12 protein-coding genes and 4 pseudogenes are annotated in these 15,682 nt (G+C 74.0%); 8 read left to right on the top strand and 8 right to left on the bottom strand.

What is annotated here, in order from left to right; genetic code table 11:
- Positions 1-20: 20 nt before the first annotated feature.
- The gene (locus ACQEV8_RS39055) at positions 21-1,070 is read right to left on the bottom strand and encodes a LacI family DNA-binding transcriptional regulator (RefSeq protein WP_432973319.1); all 1,050 of its coding nucleotides are present in this window, start codon (positions 1,068-1,070) and stop codon (positions 21-23) included.
- A 93-nt stretch (positions 1,071-1,163) separates the two neighbouring features.
- A pseudogene (locus tag ACQEV8_RS39050) lies at positions 1,164-1,820 on the bottom strand (TetR/AcrR family transcriptional regulator); the annotation flags it as partial.
- Positions 1,821-1,950: 130 nt separating this feature from the next.
- Here ACQEV8_RS39050 and ACQEV8_RS39045 point away from each other — a divergent pair.
- Entirely contained in the window at positions 1,951-2,511 is a 561-nt protein-coding gene (locus ACQEV8_RS39045; protein WP_432970573.1) for an NAD(P)H-dependent oxidoreductase, read from the top strand.
- 83 nt (positions 2,512-2,594) lie between these two features.
- Here ACQEV8_RS39045 and ACQEV8_RS39040 read toward each other — a convergent pair whose 3' ends face one another.
- The 4 genes and pseudogenes from ACQEV8_RS39040 to ACQEV8_RS39025 form a co-directional block, all read right to left on the bottom strand.
- Positions 2,595-3,719, bottom strand: a complete 1,125-nt coding sequence (locus ACQEV8_RS39040; RefSeq protein WP_432970570.1) for an XdhC family protein — start codon at positions 3,717-3,719, stop codon at positions 2,595-2,597.
- Positions 3,712-5,826: a xanthine dehydrogenase family protein molybdopterin-binding subunit gene (locus tag ACQEV8_RS39035; protein ID WP_432970567.1), complete on the bottom strand. Its 2,115-nt coding sequence runs from the start codon at positions 5,824-5,826 to the stop codon at positions 3,712-3,714. The genes ACQEV8_RS39040 and ACQEV8_RS39035 overlap by 8 nt, the downstream gene beginning before the upstream one ends.
- Positions 5,823-6,814 (bottom strand): annotated as a pseudogene (locus tag ACQEV8_RS39030) (FAD binding domain-containing protein). The gene ACQEV8_RS39035 and the pseudogene ACQEV8_RS39030 overlap by 4 nt, the downstream one beginning before the upstream one ends.
- Positions 6,811-7,353: a (2Fe-2S)-binding protein gene (locus ACQEV8_RS39025; RefSeq protein ID WP_432970564.1), complete on the bottom strand. Its 543-nt coding sequence runs from the start codon at positions 7,351-7,353 to the stop codon at positions 6,811-6,813. The pseudogene ACQEV8_RS39030 and the gene ACQEV8_RS39025 overlap by 4 nt, the downstream one beginning before the upstream one ends.
- A gap of 263 nt (positions 7,354-7,616) precedes the next feature.
- Between ACQEV8_RS39025 and ACQEV8_RS39020 the strand changes: the two genes are divergently transcribed.
- Positions 7,617-8,195 (top strand): TetR/AcrR family transcriptional regulator, encoded by a 579-nt coding sequence (locus ACQEV8_RS39020; RefSeq protein WP_432970561.1) that lies wholly within the window; start codon positions 7,617-7,619, stop codon positions 8,193-8,195.
- 45 nt (positions 8,196-8,240) lie between these two features.
- Here the strand turns inward: ACQEV8_RS39020 and ACQEV8_RS39015 are convergent, their stop codons facing one another.
- Complete coding sequence (locus tag ACQEV8_RS39015; protein WP_432970558.1) at positions 8,241-9,146, bottom strand: LysR family transcriptional regulator; 906 nt, start codon at positions 9,144-9,146, stop codon at positions 8,241-8,243.
- A 115-nt stretch (positions 9,147-9,261) separates the two neighbouring features.
- Between ACQEV8_RS39015 and ACQEV8_RS39010 the strand changes: the two genes are divergently transcribed.
- Positions 9,262-9,492, top strand: a complete 231-nt coding sequence (locus ACQEV8_RS39010) for a hypothetical protein (RefSeq protein ID WP_432970555.1) — start codon at positions 9,262-9,264, stop codon at positions 9,490-9,492.
- Positions 9,493-9,496: 4 nt separating this feature from the next.
- On the opposite strand, the gene ACQEV8_RS39005 is transcribed toward ACQEV8_RS39010, so the two are convergent.
- Positions 9,497-10,483, bottom strand: a complete 987-nt coding sequence (locus tag ACQEV8_RS39005) for a metalloregulator ArsR/SmtB family transcription factor (RefSeq protein ID WP_432970552.1) — start codon at positions 10,481-10,483, stop codon at positions 9,497-9,499.
- Between the two features lie 56 nt (positions 10,484-10,539).
- Between ACQEV8_RS39005 and ACQEV8_RS39000 the strand changes: the two genes are divergently transcribed.
- The 5 genes and pseudogenes from ACQEV8_RS39000 to ACQEV8_RS38980 all read left to right on the top strand — a co-directional run bounded on the left by ACQEV8_RS39000 (position 10,540) and on the right by ACQEV8_RS38980 (position 15,680).
- Entirely contained in the window at positions 10,540-11,859 is a 1,320-nt protein-coding gene (locus ACQEV8_RS39000; protein WP_432970549.1) for an MFS transporter, read from the top strand.
- Positions 11,856-12,830, top strand: a complete 975-nt coding sequence (locus ACQEV8_RS38995; RefSeq protein WP_432970546.1) for an alpha/beta hydrolase — start codon at positions 11,856-11,858, stop codon at positions 12,828-12,830. Before ACQEV8_RS39000 ends, ACQEV8_RS38995 begins: the two co-directional genes overlap by 4 nt.
- Positions 12,831-12,880: 50 nt before the next feature.
- Positions 12,881-13,178 (top strand): annotated as a pseudogene (locus tag ACQEV8_RS38990) (helix-turn-helix domain-containing protein); the annotation flags it as partial.
- Between the two features lie 461 nt (positions 13,179-13,639).
- Positions 13,640-14,350: pseudogene (locus tag ACQEV8_RS38985) on the top strand (helix-turn-helix domain-containing protein); the annotation flags it as partial.
- Between the two features lie 139 nt (positions 14,351-14,489).
- A complete protein-coding gene (locus tag ACQEV8_RS38980) occupies positions 14,490-15,680 on the top strand; it encodes a CaiB/BaiF CoA transferase family protein (RefSeq protein ID WP_432970543.1) in 1,191 nt (396 codons plus the stop codon).
- Positions 15,681-15,682: the final 2 nt, after the last annotated feature.

Below are 15,682 nucleotides of genomic sequence, written 5' to 3'. Positions count from 1 at the left end.
GGAGTTGTCTTCCGGTCGGGTCAACTCGAGTCGCGGTGCAGCACCGTCGCGCCCAGCACCTTGTGCGTCTCGGGCTCGGTCATGGGCTTGCGTACGGCGCGGTCGACCAGTTCGGCGAGTTCACGGCCGGAGGGCAGTTCCAGGTGGACCGTGCTCAGCCGGGGCCGCAGCAGCCGGCCGAGCATCAGGTCGTCGGCGCCGACCACGGCCGTCTCCTCCGGGATGCGGATGCCCTCGTCCTGCAAGGCCCGCATCAGCAGCATCGCGTATTCGTCGTTGTAGGTGAACACGGCGTCCAGACCGAGGGTCCGCCAGCGGGCGGCGAGACGTGCCGCGTCCTGTTCCTCGTGGGCGAGGGGCAGTTCGGTCACCGTGGCGCCGGTGCCCCGCAGGGCGTGGCGCACCCCGTCGAGCCGGGGCGCGGAGAACGCCTCGAGGCCGGGTTCCTGCGGGACGACGACGCCGATCCGGCGGCGGCCGCGGTCGTAGAGGTGGGCGCCCGCGCTGTAGCCGACGACGTCGTGATCCATGAGCAGGGCGTGCGCGCCCTCGATGGTCTCGGGGCCGAGGGTGACCACGGCCCGGGCCCCGGAGCGCTTGAGCACCGCCACTCCGCGCGGGCCGAGTCCGGAACCGGGCACCAGCACGGCCACGGGCCGCAGTTCGGCCCAGGCGCGGGCGGCGTCGTCGCCGTGCGGGCCGCCGGTGCCGTACTGCACCACCGTGTAGTCCAGGCCGCCGAGCGCGACCTGGAGATCGGTGAGGAACCGGCTGTAGAGGGGACCGACCGGGAAGGTCGGCGCGGGAATGAGGACCATACGGCTGTGCCCGGCGCGCAAGGAGCGGGCCGCCGCGTGCGGCACGTACCCGAGTTCCTTCGCGGCCTCGTGGACCCGGCGGCGGGTGGGCTCGCTGATCCGTACGGCGCTGGTGTTGTTGAGGACGTAGGAGACGGTCGCGCGCGAGACGCCGGCCAGGCGGGCCACATCGGCGCTCGTGGGCACGGAGCGCATCGGTGCGGGGGACGGGGGCGCGGGCGTTTTCGGTATCTGCACCATGACGTACGGCATCTTGGCAGAAGCCCCAATGCGCCCATCAGGCGGGGGAGTTGTGACGAAGCCGTGAGCGTTCACGGAGGGGCGGGCGGGCGCCCTAGGGGTGGATTCCGTGCCCGTCAGCCGGTCGACCAGGTCGGTCCACGCCTCCTCGAGGCGGGCCAGGGGTATCCCGCACTGCTTGGTCAGGTGGTGGATCAGGGCCGGGTCGAGCTGGCCCATCAGCGTGTAGGAGAGGATCTCGCAGTCCGCGCCGGGGGCCGCCTGCCGCAGGAGCATGGCCATGTGGTGCCGCAGCACACGGCGGGCGGGGACGACGAAGCGGCGGTTCGCGCCGGGTTCGGCCGCCAGCTGCAGTTCCAGTTCGTCGACCGAACGGCGCAGCATCGCGCGGCCGAACGCCCGCAGCCGCTCCACGGGCGGCGCGCCGGGGCCGAGCGGCGGCGGGCCGCTGAGGAACGCGGCCTGGAACTTCTTCTCGGAGTGGTCGAGCAGTGCCGTCAGCAGGCCGGTGCGGTCACCGAACCGGCGGAAGACCGTGCCCTTGCCGACGCGGGCCGCCGCGGCCACCGCCTCCATCGTGACGGCGTCCGCGCCGCGCTCCGCCACCAGCCGCCCGGCGGCCTCCAGCAGCCGGGCCCGGTTGCGCGCGGCGTCGGCCCGCAGGCACGGCTCGTCGATCTCCGGGGCGCTGTCGACCTGGAGCAGCTCGGGACGGGCGACGGGCTCCTGAGGCGTCGGGAAGGGGGGCGGGGCGGTGGACATGAAGCCAGCGTAAAGCATCGGGAACAAAACTGGACCGCGGTCCGGTTAGGATGCTAGAACATTAAACGGACCTCGGTCCGGATCGTAACGGCTGTGTTTCGCAGCAGTCTTTCTCTACGTGGGAGTCAGCATGTCTGTTCGCATCCTCGCGCTCGTCGGCAGCCTTCGCGCCGGGTCGCACAACCGCCAGCTCGCCGAGGCGGCCGTCAAGCTCGCCCCCGAGGGTGCCGAGGTGAACCTGTTCGAGGGCCTCGCCGAGATCCCCTTCTACAACGAGGACATCGACGTCGAAGGCAGCGTTCCGGCCGCCGCCGCGAAGCTGCGCGAGGCCGCCGGGGCGGCCGACGGTCTCATCCTGTTCACGCCCGAGTACAACGGCACCATCCCGGCCGTCCTGAAGAACGCCATCGACTGGCTGTCCCGCCCGTACGGCGCCGGTGCCCTCAGCGGCCTGCCGGTCGCCGTGGTCGGCACCGCCTTCGGCCAGTTCGGCGGTGTGTGGGCGCACGACGAGACCCGCAAGTCCGTCGGTATCGCCGGCGCCAAGGTGCTGGAGGACGTCAAGGTGTCCATCCCCGGCTCGCTGACCCGCTTCGCCGAGACGCACCCGGCCGACGACGCCGAGGTCGCCGCGCAGCTGACCGAGGTCATCACCCGTCTGCACGGCCAGGCCACGGAGCCGGCCGCCTGACCCGTCACGCGACCGGTGCGACCGGTGCCAGGGAGGGGCCGCAGCCGGCTACGGCTGCGGCCCCTCCGGCGTGCTCGACGGTGTCAGACCGCTCGGGGCAGCTGCTCGGTCCGGTGGATCGGGGTCCCCGAGCCGGTGAGCGGCAGGCCAGTTCCTCCGCGCCGTGCCGCGACGATCTCCGCCGCGATGGACACGGCGGTCTCCTCGGGCGTGCGGGCCCCCAGATCGAGCCCGATCGGCGACCTCAGCCGGGCCAGCTCGCGCTCGCCGACTCCCGCTTCCCGCAGCCGCCGGTCACGGTCCTGGTGGGTGCGGCGGGAGCCCATGGCACCGACGTAGGCGACCGGCAGGCGCAGGGCCTCCGTCAGCAGGGGCACGTCGAACTTCGCGTCGTGGGTGAGCACGCACAGCACCGTGCGCCGGTCGGTCTCCGTCGACCGCAGATAGCGGTGGGGCCAGTCCACGACGATCTCGTCCGCGTCGGGGAAGCGGGCCCGGGTGGCGAAGACCGGGCGGGCGTCGCACACGGTGACGTGATGGCCGAGCAGCTTGCCCGCCCGCACCAGGGCCGCCGCGAAGTCGATCGCGCCGAAGACGATCATGCGGGGCGGCGGCACGGCCGACTCCACGAGCAGGCTGAGACCGCCCGGGCAGTGCGAGCCGTCCTCGGAGAGCTCGACCGTGCCCGTGCGGCCGGCGTCCAGCAGGGCGCGGGCCTGGCCGATCACCGTGCGATCCAGGTCCGGGGTGCCGCCGAGACCGCCTGCGTGCGAGCCGTCGGGGCGTACGAGCACCGCCCGGCCGAGGAGCCCTGCGGGCCCCCGGGCCACCCGGGCGAGAGCCACCGGCTGGCCACGGGCGGCGGCCGACAGCGCGGCGGTCTGGGCTGTCTTCGAGGCGTCGTACGGGGTGATCATGACGTCGATGGTTCCGCCGCAGGTCAGACCGACGGCGAAGGCGTCCTCGTCGCTGTAGCCGAACCGCTCCACGAGCGTCTCGCCCTCCTGGAGGGCCTGGAGGCAGAGGTCGTACACGGCTCCCTCCACGCAGCCTCCGGAGACCGAGCCGATCACCGTGCCCTCGCTGTCGACGGCCAGGGCGGCGCCGGGAGGGCGCGGGGCGCTGCCGCCGACGGCGACGACCGTGGCGACGGCGAACTCCCGGCCCTCCTCGATCCACTCCTGAAGTGGTCGGGCGAGGTCAAGCATCGCCGCCCGCCATCAGGACACGGTCGGGCCGGATCGGCAGGTTCCGGTGGCGTACGCCGGTCGCGTGCCACACGGCGTTGGCGACCGCGGCGGCGGCACCCACGATGCCGATCTCGCCGATGCCCTTGATGCCGACCGGGTCGTCCGGGTCGGGGTCGTCGACCCAGTCGGCCTCGATGTGGGGCACGTCGGCGTGCGCGGCGACGTGGTAGCCCGCGAGGTCGGCGCCGTAGAGGCCGCCGCTGGCCCGGTCCCGTACGGCCTCCTCGTGCAGGGCCATGGAGATACCCCAGGTCATGCCGCCGACGAACTGGTTGCGGGCGGTGAGCGGGTTGACGATCCGGCCGGCCGCGAAGATGCCCAGCATGCGGCGGACGCGGACCTCACCGGTGGCCGGATCGACGGCGACCTCGGCGAACTGCGCCCCGAAGGAGTGCCGCTCCTTCTGGGCGAGGGCGCCGATGGCCTCGGTCGTGTCGGACCGCACGGTGATGCCCTCCGGCGGGATGTCGGCTCCCGGCGCGAGGCTTTGGCGCAGCTCGTCGGCGGCGGCCGTGACGGCCCAGGCCCAGGAGCGGGTGCCCATCGAGCCGCCGGCGATCATCGCCGGGCCGAGGTCGCTGTCCCCGATGCGGACCCGGACGCGGTCCGTCTCCACTTCCAGGGCGTCGGCGGCGACCAGCGTGAGCGCGGTCCTGGCTCCGGTGCCGATGTCTGCGGCGTTGATCCGCACCGTGAAGGTGCCGTCCGCCTCCGCGGTGACAGCCGCTGTGGAGGGCATGGCTCCGGCGGGGAAGGAGGCGGCGGCGGTGCCCGTGCCGAGCAGCCAGCGGCCGTCGCGGCGCACTCCCGGCCGCGGGTCCCGGTCCGCCCAGCCGAACCGGCGGGCGCCCTCACGGAAGCAGGTGATGAGGTTGCGGCTGCCGAACGGCAGCCCGGACACCGGGCCCACCTCGGGCTCGTTCCGTATGCGCAGCTCGATCGGGTCGAGGCCGCACCGCTCGGCGAGTTCGTCGAGCGCCGACTCCAGGGCGAACGAGCCCGGTGCCTCACCCGGGGCGCGCATCCACGTCGGGGTCGGTACGTCGAGCCGCACGATCCGGCTGGCCGTGTGGTGGGCGTCGGCGGCGTACATCGACCGGCTCGCCGCAGCGCTCGGCTCGACGAACTCGTGCACGGCCGAGGTGAGGTTCAGCGACCGGTGCTCCAGCGCGCGCAGCCGCCCGTCCGGGTCCGCGCCGAGCCTGACCCGCTGGGCCGTGGGGCTGCGGTACCCAGCGAGCGAGAACATCTGCCGGCGGGTCATGACGACCCGGACCGGACGCTGCAGGACGGTCGCGGCCATCACGGCGCCCACCTGGTGCGCACGGACACCCTTGCTGCCGAAGCCGCCGCCGACGTGCTCGGACCGCACCCGCACGGAGGCCGGGTCGAGGGAGAACAGGTTGGCGAGCTCGCCGGCGACCCAGATGGTGCCCTGGTTGGAGTCGACGACCTCGAGCCGGCCGCCCTCCCACCGGGCCGTCGCCGCGTGCGGCTCCATCGGGTTGTGGTGTTCCTCCGGAGTGGTGTACTCCGCGTCCAGCACGACGGCCGACGCCGCGAGCTCGGCCTCCAGATCGCCCTTCTCGACGACGCCCGGCATGTGGCCGTCCAGCGCGTACGCCTCGCTCTCCCGCTCGGCGGAGAACGCGATGTCGTGCGGCTCCTGGTCGTAGTGGACCTGGAGGGACTCGGCGGCCTCCCGGGCCTGTTCGGACGTCTCGGCGACGACCAGCGCCACCGGCCAGCCCCGGTGGGCCACCCGGTCGTGCTGGAAGAGGGCGATGCTCGGGTCCGGGGCCATGCCCATCAGCCCGGCGTAGTCGGTGTCGACACGCGGGGCGTTCTGGTGGTGGAGCACGGCGAGGACACCCGGCATGCCGAGCACGGGCTCGGTGTCCAGGGCGCGGACGCGGCCGCGGGCGACGGTGGACAGCACCAGCCAGCCGTGGGCGAGTTCGGCGAACGGGATCTCGCCGGCGTAGCGGGCGGCGCCGGTGACCTTGTCGCGGCCTTCCACGCGGGTGTGCGAGGAGCCGACGGAGCCCCTGGTGACGGTGGTCATCGGGTGGCCTCCTCGGCGAGTTCGCTCAGCACGGCCACGACGAGGTTGCGCATCAGGGTCACCTTGTATCCGTTGTGGGGCAGGGGCCTGGCGGCGGCGAGTTCGAGCTCCGCGGCGGCCGCGAACGTCTCGGCGTCGGCGGGGGCGCCGAGCAGGACCCCCTCGGCCGCGCGGGCCCGCCAGGGGCGGGAGGCGACGGCCCCGAAGGCCAGGCGCACGTCGTGCACGACGCCGTCCCGGACGTCGAGCGCGGCGGCGATCGAGCCGATGGCGAAGGCGTACGAAGCGCGCTCGCGCACCTTGCGGTAGCGGGAGTGGGCCGCGACCGGGGCGGGCGGCAGGGTGACGCCGGTGATCAGCGCGCCCGGCGGCAGGGCGGTCTCCAGATGCGGGGTCTCCCCACGGGCAGATAGAAGTCGGCGAACGGCACCTCCCCCGGCCCGTCCGCCGTCTCGTAGGACACGGTCGCGTCGAAGGCGGCCAGGGCCACGCCCATGTCGGAGGGATGGGTGGCCACGCAGTGGCCGGAGGCGCCGAGGACGGCGTGGTTGTGGTGCTCGCCCTCGATCGCCGGGCAGCCGCTGCCCGGGCTGCGCTTGTTGCAGGGGGCGGTGACGTCGGCGAAGTAGCCGCAGCGGGTGCGCTGGAGCAGGTTGCCGCCGACGGTGGCCATGTTGCGCAGCTGCCCGGAGGCACCGGCCAGTACGGCCTGCGCCAACGCCGGGTAGCGGCGCCGGACTTCGGGGTGCGCCGCGAGATCGCTGTTGGTGACGGTCGCCCCGATGCGCAGCCCTCCGTCCTCGGTGGGCTCGACGCGGTTCAGGGGCAGTTCGCGTACGTCGACGAGGAGGGCGGGCCGCTCCACGCCGGTCTTCATCAGGTCGACCAGGTTGGTGCCGCCGCCCAGGAAGCGGGCTTCCCGGTCGCCGTCGAGCAGCGCCACGGCGCCGGAGACGTCGTAGGCCCGCTGGTAGCCGAACTCCCTCATACCGCTGCCCCCTTGGACTCCGCGGCGCGGGCCACGGCCTGGACGATCGACACGTACGCGCCGCAGCGGCAGAGGTTGCCGCTCATCCGCTCCCTTATCTCTTCCGGCGTCAGGGGTGGTGGTCCTGCCTCGGGCCGTACGTCGTCGGTGGCGGCGCTCGGCCAGCCGGCGGCGTGCTCCTCGATCATCGCGATGGCCGAACAGATCTGTCCCGGCGTGCAGTAGCCGCACTGGTAGCCGTCCAGTTCGAGGAACGCCTGCTGCACGGGGTGCAGCCGGTCGCCCTCGGCCACGCCTTCGATGGTGGTGATCTCGCGCCCTTCGGCCGCCACGGCCAGTTGCAGACAGGCGACGCTCCGGCGGCCGTCGACCAGGACGGTGCACGCGCCGCACTGGCCCTGATCACAGCCTTTTTTCGTGCCGGTCATGTCGAGTCGTTCGCGCAGGGCGTCGAGCAGCGTGGTGCGGTGGTCGACGGTCAGCGTGTACTTCTCGCCGTTGACGGACAGGGTGAGGTCGCTGGACGTCGATGGGGGCATGGAAGCCTTCTCTCTCAGTGTCGCGAGGCCGGGGGGCGGGGGCGGGAGCGCTGTGGGGGGGGTGGTGCAGGTGGTGTTGCCGGTCGGTGACCGGGCAGGATGCGGGGCGGGTCGGCCGGGGTGCGGCCGTCGCGGGCTGTCCGCGCGGACGGCACATCGATACGATGGAGCAAGCGGACAGTTGTCCGCCTCCCGGAAACTTAACGGACAACTGTCCGCTTAACAAGGGCCGGGTTTCGGCCATGGGATCGCGAGGAGGGCGAGTGCGGCAGAAGAAGGACGCTCCGCTGCGCTCGGACGCGCAGCGCAATCGCGAGCGCATCCTGGAAGTGGCGTTGGAGGAACTGACGCGTTCGGCGGACGCGCCGCTGAGTTCGATCGCGAGGAAGGCGTGCGTCGGGCAGGGGACCTTCTACCGCCACTTCCCCAGCCGTGAGGCGCTCGTCCTGGAGATCTACCGCCACGAGATGCAGCAGGTCGCCGACACCGCCGCACCCCTGCTCGAGAGCCGGGAGCCCGACCGGGCGCTGCGGGAGTGGATGGACCGGCTCGCGCGGTTCGCCATGACCAAGGCGGGCCTGGCCGACGCCATCCGCCAGGCCACCAGCGCGCCGGGGCAGCCCTCGAAGCCGGGGCACACCCCCGTGACGGAGGCGGCCGAACTGCTACTGCGCGCCGCCGAGGAGGCCGGCACCATCCGTCCGGGAGTCACCGCGGACGATCTCTTCCTCACGATCGGCGGCCTCTGGACGATCGACCCCCACACCGACTGGCAACCGCGCGCCACCCGGCTGCTGGACTTCGTCATGGACGCGCTGCGGGTGGGGGCGCCGGGGCGCTGAGGGGTCCACTCCTCGGGCGCCGCCTGGTGCATGCGCCGCGGGCGGTCAGGCGACCGCCGTGCGGGCCAGTTCGCGCAGCTCCCGCAGGGCCGCCGCGACCGCCGGGCGGGCGTGGCCGCCTCCTCGGGTGCAGGTCAGGAGCTTGCGGTGAGGGTTGCCTGTGCAGCGGACCCGGGTGATCGGGAGGTGCGGGGTCAGATGGGCCAGGCGCGGGACGAGGGCGACGCCGAGCCGGTGGGCGACGAGGTGGGCGGTGACGTTCCAGTCCAGGGCGTGGTGGACGACGTCGGGAGTGAATCCCGCCGCGCCGCAGGCGGACAGGACGTGCGGTCGGCAGGGGCTCTCCTCCACCGGCGCGATCCACGTCTCGCGTGCCGCCTCTGCGAGGTCGACCCGGGCCCGCCCGGCGAGCCGGTGCCCGTCGGGGACGACCAGGTCGAACGGGTCGTCCAGCAGCGGCTGCTGGTCGAACCGCGTGTCGCTCAGCGGCGGGTTGAGCGGGGTGGCCTCGACGATCGCCAGGTCGGTCTCCCCCTCGAAGAGCAGGTCGAAGCTCTCCGGAACGCCCACCTCGCTGATCCGTACGGACAGCCGCGGGTGCCGCTCGCCCAGCCGGGCCGCCATCGGGGCCAGCAGCACCGAGACGGCCACGGGGAATCCGGTCACGCGCAGCACCCCGGAGGGTGCTCCGTGGTCGGCCCGTAGATCGAGTTCGGCCAGGTCCCAGCGGGCCTGGATGGCGTCGGCGTGCGCCAGGAGGCTCTCGGCGGCCGGAGTGAGACGCACCCCGCGCCCCTGGGGCTCCAGCAGATCGACGTCCAGGTCACGGGCGAGCTGCCGGATCTGCTGGGAGGCGGCGGACGGAGTGAAGTGCAGGGCCCGGGCGGCCGCGGTGACCGTGCCGTAGTGGGAGACCGCCCTGAGGACGTGCAGCCTGCGCAGGTCAATCATGTAGCCCAGGTTTCACAATGGCGTCCACAAAGTCAACCTGGACGTGTACGGATATCTCGACGCACCCTGGCTGTGTCGCGACGGTCAACCAGCCACGACGTACGAGGAGTCAGTCATGACCAGCACCAACGCCACCGCCTGCCCGCACTGCGGCTGGCCGGACGCAGGCGAGCCGTTTCAGGTGCTGTCCCGGCACACCACCGCGACGGGCCGCACGGAGTGGACGCGCTGCGGGTGCGGCTCGCTGCAGGTCCGGGTCGTCGACGGCTGCGGGACGCGCGTCGTCTCCCGCGGCGGTCCGGCCTCCGGTTCCGCTCCGGCACGCTCGGGCACGGCGTGCCGCTGAGCGCTCAGGCTCCGCCGTGCCGCGCCAGCCGCTCCCCCAGCGGGCTGCGCCGGTAGAGCACCCGGCGCCCGTCGCGGGCCCGGGTAACCAGGCCCGTCGCGTGCAGGACGCGCAGGTGCTGGGACACGGCACTCGGGGTCACGCCCAGGCGCCGGGCCAGCTCCACCGTCGGGAGCGGCTCGGCCAGCAGCCGCAGCAGCGTGGTGCGGGGGGCGCCGAGCAGGGCCGCGAGGGCGGTGGCGTCCGGCTCGGGTTCCGGCTCCCACAGCGTCGCGGCACCCCGGCTCGGGTAGGCGAGCATCGGCGGTTCCGCGGCGCTGACCGGGGGCGCCGGCTGGTGCGCGAACAGGGAGGGGACCAGACGCAGGCCCCGCCCCGAGCCGTCCACGTGATGGCGTCCGCGCATCCGGTCGACGCGCAGGACACCCTCGTCCCAGCGCAGGTTGCGGTGCAGATCGGCGAAGAGCAGCCGGGCACCGCCGGTGGCCAGCTGCCGTGCCCGGTGGGTGATGTCGGCCTCCAGGACGAGCCGCATCCGGGGCCAGGACGGCAGCAGCGCCGACTCCCAGTAACGGCGCAGGAGTGCGCACAGCTCGTCCAGCAGCTCCGCGACCGGCGCGTCACCGGGCGCGGCGACCGCCCGCAGCACGTCCGGCAGGGGCCGGGGCGCGTGGGCGGCGAGCAGGTCGCGGCGTACGGCCTCCGGTGGTGTGGCGCGTACGACGGTGAGCTGTTCGTCGAGGGTGGGCGCGAAGGACGTCGGCCTCGGGGTCAGGAAGTCGGGCAGGGCCAGGGTGTCCCCCACCAGGGCGGCCAGCAGCCGGGCGTCGGCCGGGTCGAGTGCCTGGAGCACGGTGGCGCGCCACCGGACGTGCAGGGGGTAGAGGGCGGGGGCGCGCAGGGCACGCAGGCTGCCCATCACCTCGCGCAGGGGCGAGATCGCGAAGCGGGTGTCGGCGAGGTCCTCGACGTCCAGCCGGAAGCTGATCATTAAGGCCCCCGCTACATTCTTTGGCAATCGCCCGGCCCTGGCGTGGACTTCGGCCCATGACGGATCACGACCACCGGCAGCGTACAGCGGAGCCGGGCGCGAGCCCCCGGCTGATCCTGGTGCTGGCCCTCGTCTGCGGCGCGGCCGTGGGCAATGTGTATTTCCCGCAGGCCGTCAGCCCGTTGGTGGCGTCCGGCCTGCGTGTCACGCCCGACGCGGCCGCCGCGGTCGTCACCGCGACGCAGTTCGGCTACGCGGCCGGGATCTGCCTGCTCGTACCGCTCGGCGACCGCCTCCCGCACCGCCCGCTGCTGGTCACTCTCCTCACCGTCACCGGCTTCGGGCTGCTCGCCGCGAGCGCCGCGCCGGGGCTGGTGCCGCTGGTGGGGGCCAGTGCCCTGGTGGGCGTGACGACGGTGGTGGCGCCGCTCGCCGGGCCACTCGCAGCCCGTCTCGTGCCGAAGGAGCGGCTCGGCGTCACCGGCGGCACGCTGCTGAGCGGCTCCCTCGCGGGCATGCTGCTGTCGCGCGCGGTCGGCGGTGCGCTCGGGGACTGGCTGGGCTGGCGGGCGCCGTACGTCCTGGCCGCCGTGCTGTCCCTGGCGGTGGCAGCCCTGTCGGCGCGCCTCCTGCCGCGGACGATTCCGCCGTCCGCCCAGCGCTACCCGGCGCTCCTGGCCGAGCCACTGCGTCTGCTGCGCACGGAACCCGAACTGCGACGCTCCTGCCTGTACCAGGCCCTGGTGTTCGCCGGCTTCTCCGCCGTGTGGACGGCTGTGGCCCCGCTGCTCACGGGGTCGTCGTACGGCATGGGCGCGGGTGCGGCGGGGCTGCTCGCCCTGGTCAACGCCGTGACCATGGTGTGCACGCCCGTCGCGGGCCGCCAGGTCGACCGGCACGGGCCGGACGCGGTCAACCGGGTGTGCTTCCTGGTGGTGGGTGTCTCGGCCGCGGTGCTGGCGCTGGGCGGTCTCGGTGGCGCGGTGGGGGTGGCGGCCCTGGTCGTGGGAACGCTGCTGCTCGACATCGGCATGCAGTCCGGGATGGTGGCCAACCAGGTGCGGATCCAGGCGCTGCGGGACGAGGTGCGCAGCCGGCTCACCACCGCGTACATGACCTGCGCGTATCTTGGTGGCGCCGTCGGCTCGTGGCTGGGCATCGTCGCGTACGGCCGCTACGGGTGGCTGGGCGTGTGCGCGCTGGTCGCCGCGCTCACCGCGGTCGCCCTCGCCCATCACCGCGGCGCCACCCGGCACCGCGGCGCCACCCGCCGAACGGCGGGCAGGTTCCGCCGCTCGGCGGCGCCCGCTGCCGGGGCGGCGGGGCCGACCATGGCAGCACGAGCCGCCGCGACCTCGCGTGAGGAGACGCCATGACGCATGTTCCGCCGCCGTTCGACCCGGAACTCGCCGGAGCCCTTGAGCTGATCAAGGACATGATCAGCCCGGGTCTCACACCGGACCAGATAGCCGAGGTGCGCCAGGGCCCGGGCATAGAGCTGCTGGCCGAGCTGGACCTGACGATGGGCGGGACGTTCGAGGTGGAGGACCGGCAGGTGCCCGGTCCCCAGGGCGAGCCCGACATCTCGTTGCTGATCTGCCGGCCTGCCGCTCCGGCGCCCGCCGGTGCCCGGCCCGTCATCTACCACGTGCACGGCGGCGGCATGGTCATCGGGAACAACCGGGTCGGGGTCGACGTCCCGCTGGCGTGGGCGCGGGCGCTGGACGCGGTCGTGGTGTCCGTGGAGTACCGGCTGGCGCCGGAGCATCCGCATCCCGCACCGGTCGAGGACGTGTACGCCGGGCTGCTGTGGACGGTCGACCACGCAGCCGAGCTGGGCGCCGACCCCGAGCGGATCGTCATCGCGGGTGCGAGTGCGGGCGGCGGGCTGTGCGCGGCCCTGGCCCTGCTCACCCGGGACCGCAAGGGGCCGCAGCCGATCGGGCAGCTCCTGATGTGCCCGATGCTCGACGACCGCAACGACACGCCCTCGACACACCAGATGGCGGGCCTCGGAGTGTGGGACCGCACCGCCAACGAGACCGGCTGGACCGCGCTGCTGGGCTCGCGACGGGGCGGGCCCGACGTACCGGCGTACGCGGCACCGGCTCGTGCCGAGGATCTGACCGGGTTGCCCCCGGCCTTCCTCGACGTCGGCTCGGCGGAGACCTTCCGCGACGAGGTCGTCGCCTACGCTTCGCGCATCTGGCAGGCCGGCGGCGTGGCCGAACTCCATGTGTGGCCCGGCGGCTTCCACGGCTTCGACGGTTTCGCACCCCAGGCGGCGCTGTCCCAGTCGGCGAGGGCAGCGCATCTGGACTGGCTGCGGAGGCTTCTGAACGGGTGACGGCAGGGCTCCACTCCTGACCGGGCAGCCGCATGGCGCACCATAGGCCTATGAAAGAGCTGGCCGGACGCCTGACCGCGCTCGACCCGGATGCCGGTGCGGCGGTCCGGGTCATCGCCTACTTCGACCGCCTGGCCGAGTCCAGGGCCGGTGTCGAGGCCCTCGTACGCGGCGCCGCCGTACTCTCCGGCTGCCCCGCCCGCCTGGTGGACCCCGAGCGCCGCGTCCACGTCCGCGTACGGCCCGACGGCACCCGCCAGGACACCGACACCCCGCCGGACCCCGCCTGGCCCTCCGCCCGGCTGAGCCCGAACGGGGCCGCGGTGCTGTGGCTGGAACGGGGCGGAACGGAGGGGGACGGGGGCGTCGCGGAGGGGGTCGTAGCCCACCCCGGGCCGGTCGGCGCGGAGGCCACCGGGGCCGGGAACCGTCTGGGCGATGCGGACAGGGCCGGTGCGGCAGTCGCGGAACCGGCCGGAGCAGAACCCGGCACAGGCGAGGCAGAGCAGGCCCCGCCGGCAGCCGGTGCGGTCATCGCGGAGAGTCCTGAGGCAGCCCCCCACCGAGTCGACGCACAGCACGCCGGGGCCTCGCCCGGTGCGACAGGCGCGGAGCAGGGCGGGGCAGGACCCGGCGCAGCCATCGCGGGGCGCGCCGGGGCGACGCCCAGCCGGGTAGGCGCGCAGCAGGTCGGGACCGCGCCCGGTGTGTTCGTCACGGAAGACGCCGGGGCGGCATCCGGCCGGGTCGGCGCCCAGCAGGCCGCAGCCGAATCCGGCCCGGCCGTCGCGCGGCCCGCCGTGCCCCCGCCCAGTGTCGTCGACGCGGTGATCCTCGAACGCGCCGCCGCTGCCCTGCGGCTCGTTCTCGACCGTACTCGTGGGCGGGCCCCGGCCGATGATCCGGCGTTGGTCGAGACGCTCCTCGACGCCACGGCCCCGGAGCAGGCCCGTCTGTATGCCGCCCGGCGCCTCGGTCTGGACCTCACGGCACCGGCGCGGGTTCTCGTGCCGCTGAACGACCGGCCTCGGGTCGAACCCGCCGGGGCGCAGGACGCGGGCGTCGCGGAGTCCCGCCCGGCTCCCCCGGGCGCCCGCTTCGGGGTCGGGCCCGCCGTGCCCGTGCTCGAGCTGCCCCGGTCATGGGCGGCGGGCCGTACCGCCCTGCGGTTCACCGCCGAGGGGACCCCGCAGGACCCCGGGCCGCGGGTCGTGCACGCCGACGAGCTGGGCGGGATCGCCCTGCTCGCCGACCTCGTCGTACCGGGAGCCGAGCCGCCGCCCGACGTCCGTGCCCTGGAAGCGGCCGCGGCGGCCACGCCCTGGTTGCCGGCCACCCTGCACGCGGTCGCGTCCAGTACGAGCCTGCGCGCGGCCGCCGCCGGGATCAACGTCCATCACTCCACGCTCCAGGACCGGCTGACACACGCGGAGCACCTGCTCGGCTGGCCGCTGCGCACCCCGCAGGGCCGCCTCCGGCTCCAACTGGCCCTGGCCATGCGGCACCTGGCCCGTCCGTAGCCGAGCGGCCGCGCCCGGGGGCCACCCGGTCGTGATACGCCCCGTCGTGATCCAGATCGCGCCACTGGCCCGTGCCACCGCCCGCTGCCCGGGAGAGACTGTCCGGGCGCCGTCCGTACGAGGTTCAGGAGCATGAGGCATGAGCGTGCAGCGTTATCCCCTGTCCGGGGTCACGGTGGTCAGTGTGGAGCAGGCCGTGGCCGCGCCCTACGCCACCCGGCAGCTCGCCGACCTCGGTGCCCGTGTGATCAAGGTGGAGCGGCCGGGCGGCGGCGACTTCGCCCGCCGTTACGACGCGACCGTGCACGGCCACTCCAGCTATTTCGTGTGGCTCAACCGGTCCAAGGAGTCCCTCACGCTGGACCTCAAGGACCCGCGCGGCCGCGAGATCCTGCACGATCTGCTCGACGGCGCCGACGTGTTCGTGCAGAACCTCGCCCCGGGCGCCGCCGGACGGCTCGGCCTGGACGCGGTCACCGTCACGAGCCACCGGCCCGGCCTGATCCCCTGCACGATCTCCGGCTACGGCACGACAGGGCCCTGGGCCGACCGCAAAGCCTACGACCTGCTCGTGCAATGCCAGACCGGGCTGGTGTCCCTGACGGGAACACCGGAGGGAACCGCCCGGACCGGGATCTCCGTGGCCGACATCGCCGCCGGGATGTACGCCTACAGCGGCGTCCTCACCGCCCTGTACACCCGCGCCACCACGGGCGAGGCCCACCCGGTGGAGGTGTCCCTGTTCGAGGCGCTCGCGGAGTGGATGGGCCAGCCCGCCTACTACACCCGGCACGGCGGCGTGCAGCCCCCGCGCCTCGGCACCCAGCACGCCACCATCGCGCCGTACGGGACCTACCCGGCCGCCGACGGCCAGGAGGTGCTGTTCTCCATCCAGAACGAGCGGGAATGGACGGCCCTGTGCGCGGAGTTCCTCGGCCGGCCTGAGCTCGTCGACGACCCGCGCTTCGCCACCGCCTCCGACCGCGTCGCCCACCGCGAGGAGCTCAACTCCGTCGTCGCGGGCCGCATCGCCCGCTCCGGCTCCGACGAGATCCTCAAGGACCTGGAGCGCATCGGCATCGCCTGCGCCGGGGTCAACGACGTCGCCGCGTTCCTGGACCACCCGGTGCTGGCCGGCCGCGACCGCTGGACCGAGGTCGCGGTGCCGGGCGCCACCGTCGAGGCCCTGCTCCCGCCGGCCGACCTCAGGGGCCTGCCCGCGCGCATGGACCCGGTCCCGGCGGTCGGCGAGCACACCGAGGCGATCCTCACCGAACTGGGCCGCACCGGCGAGGAGGTGGCGGCACTGCGCGCGGACGGCATCGTGTGACG

The organism is Streptomyces sp. CA-179760, from assembly GCF_050937045.1.
Classification (GTDB): Bacteria; Actinomycetota; Actinomycetes; order Streptomycetales; family Streptomycetaceae; genus Streptomyces.
This window is presented reverse-complemented; position numbering and strand designations above follow the sequence as displayed.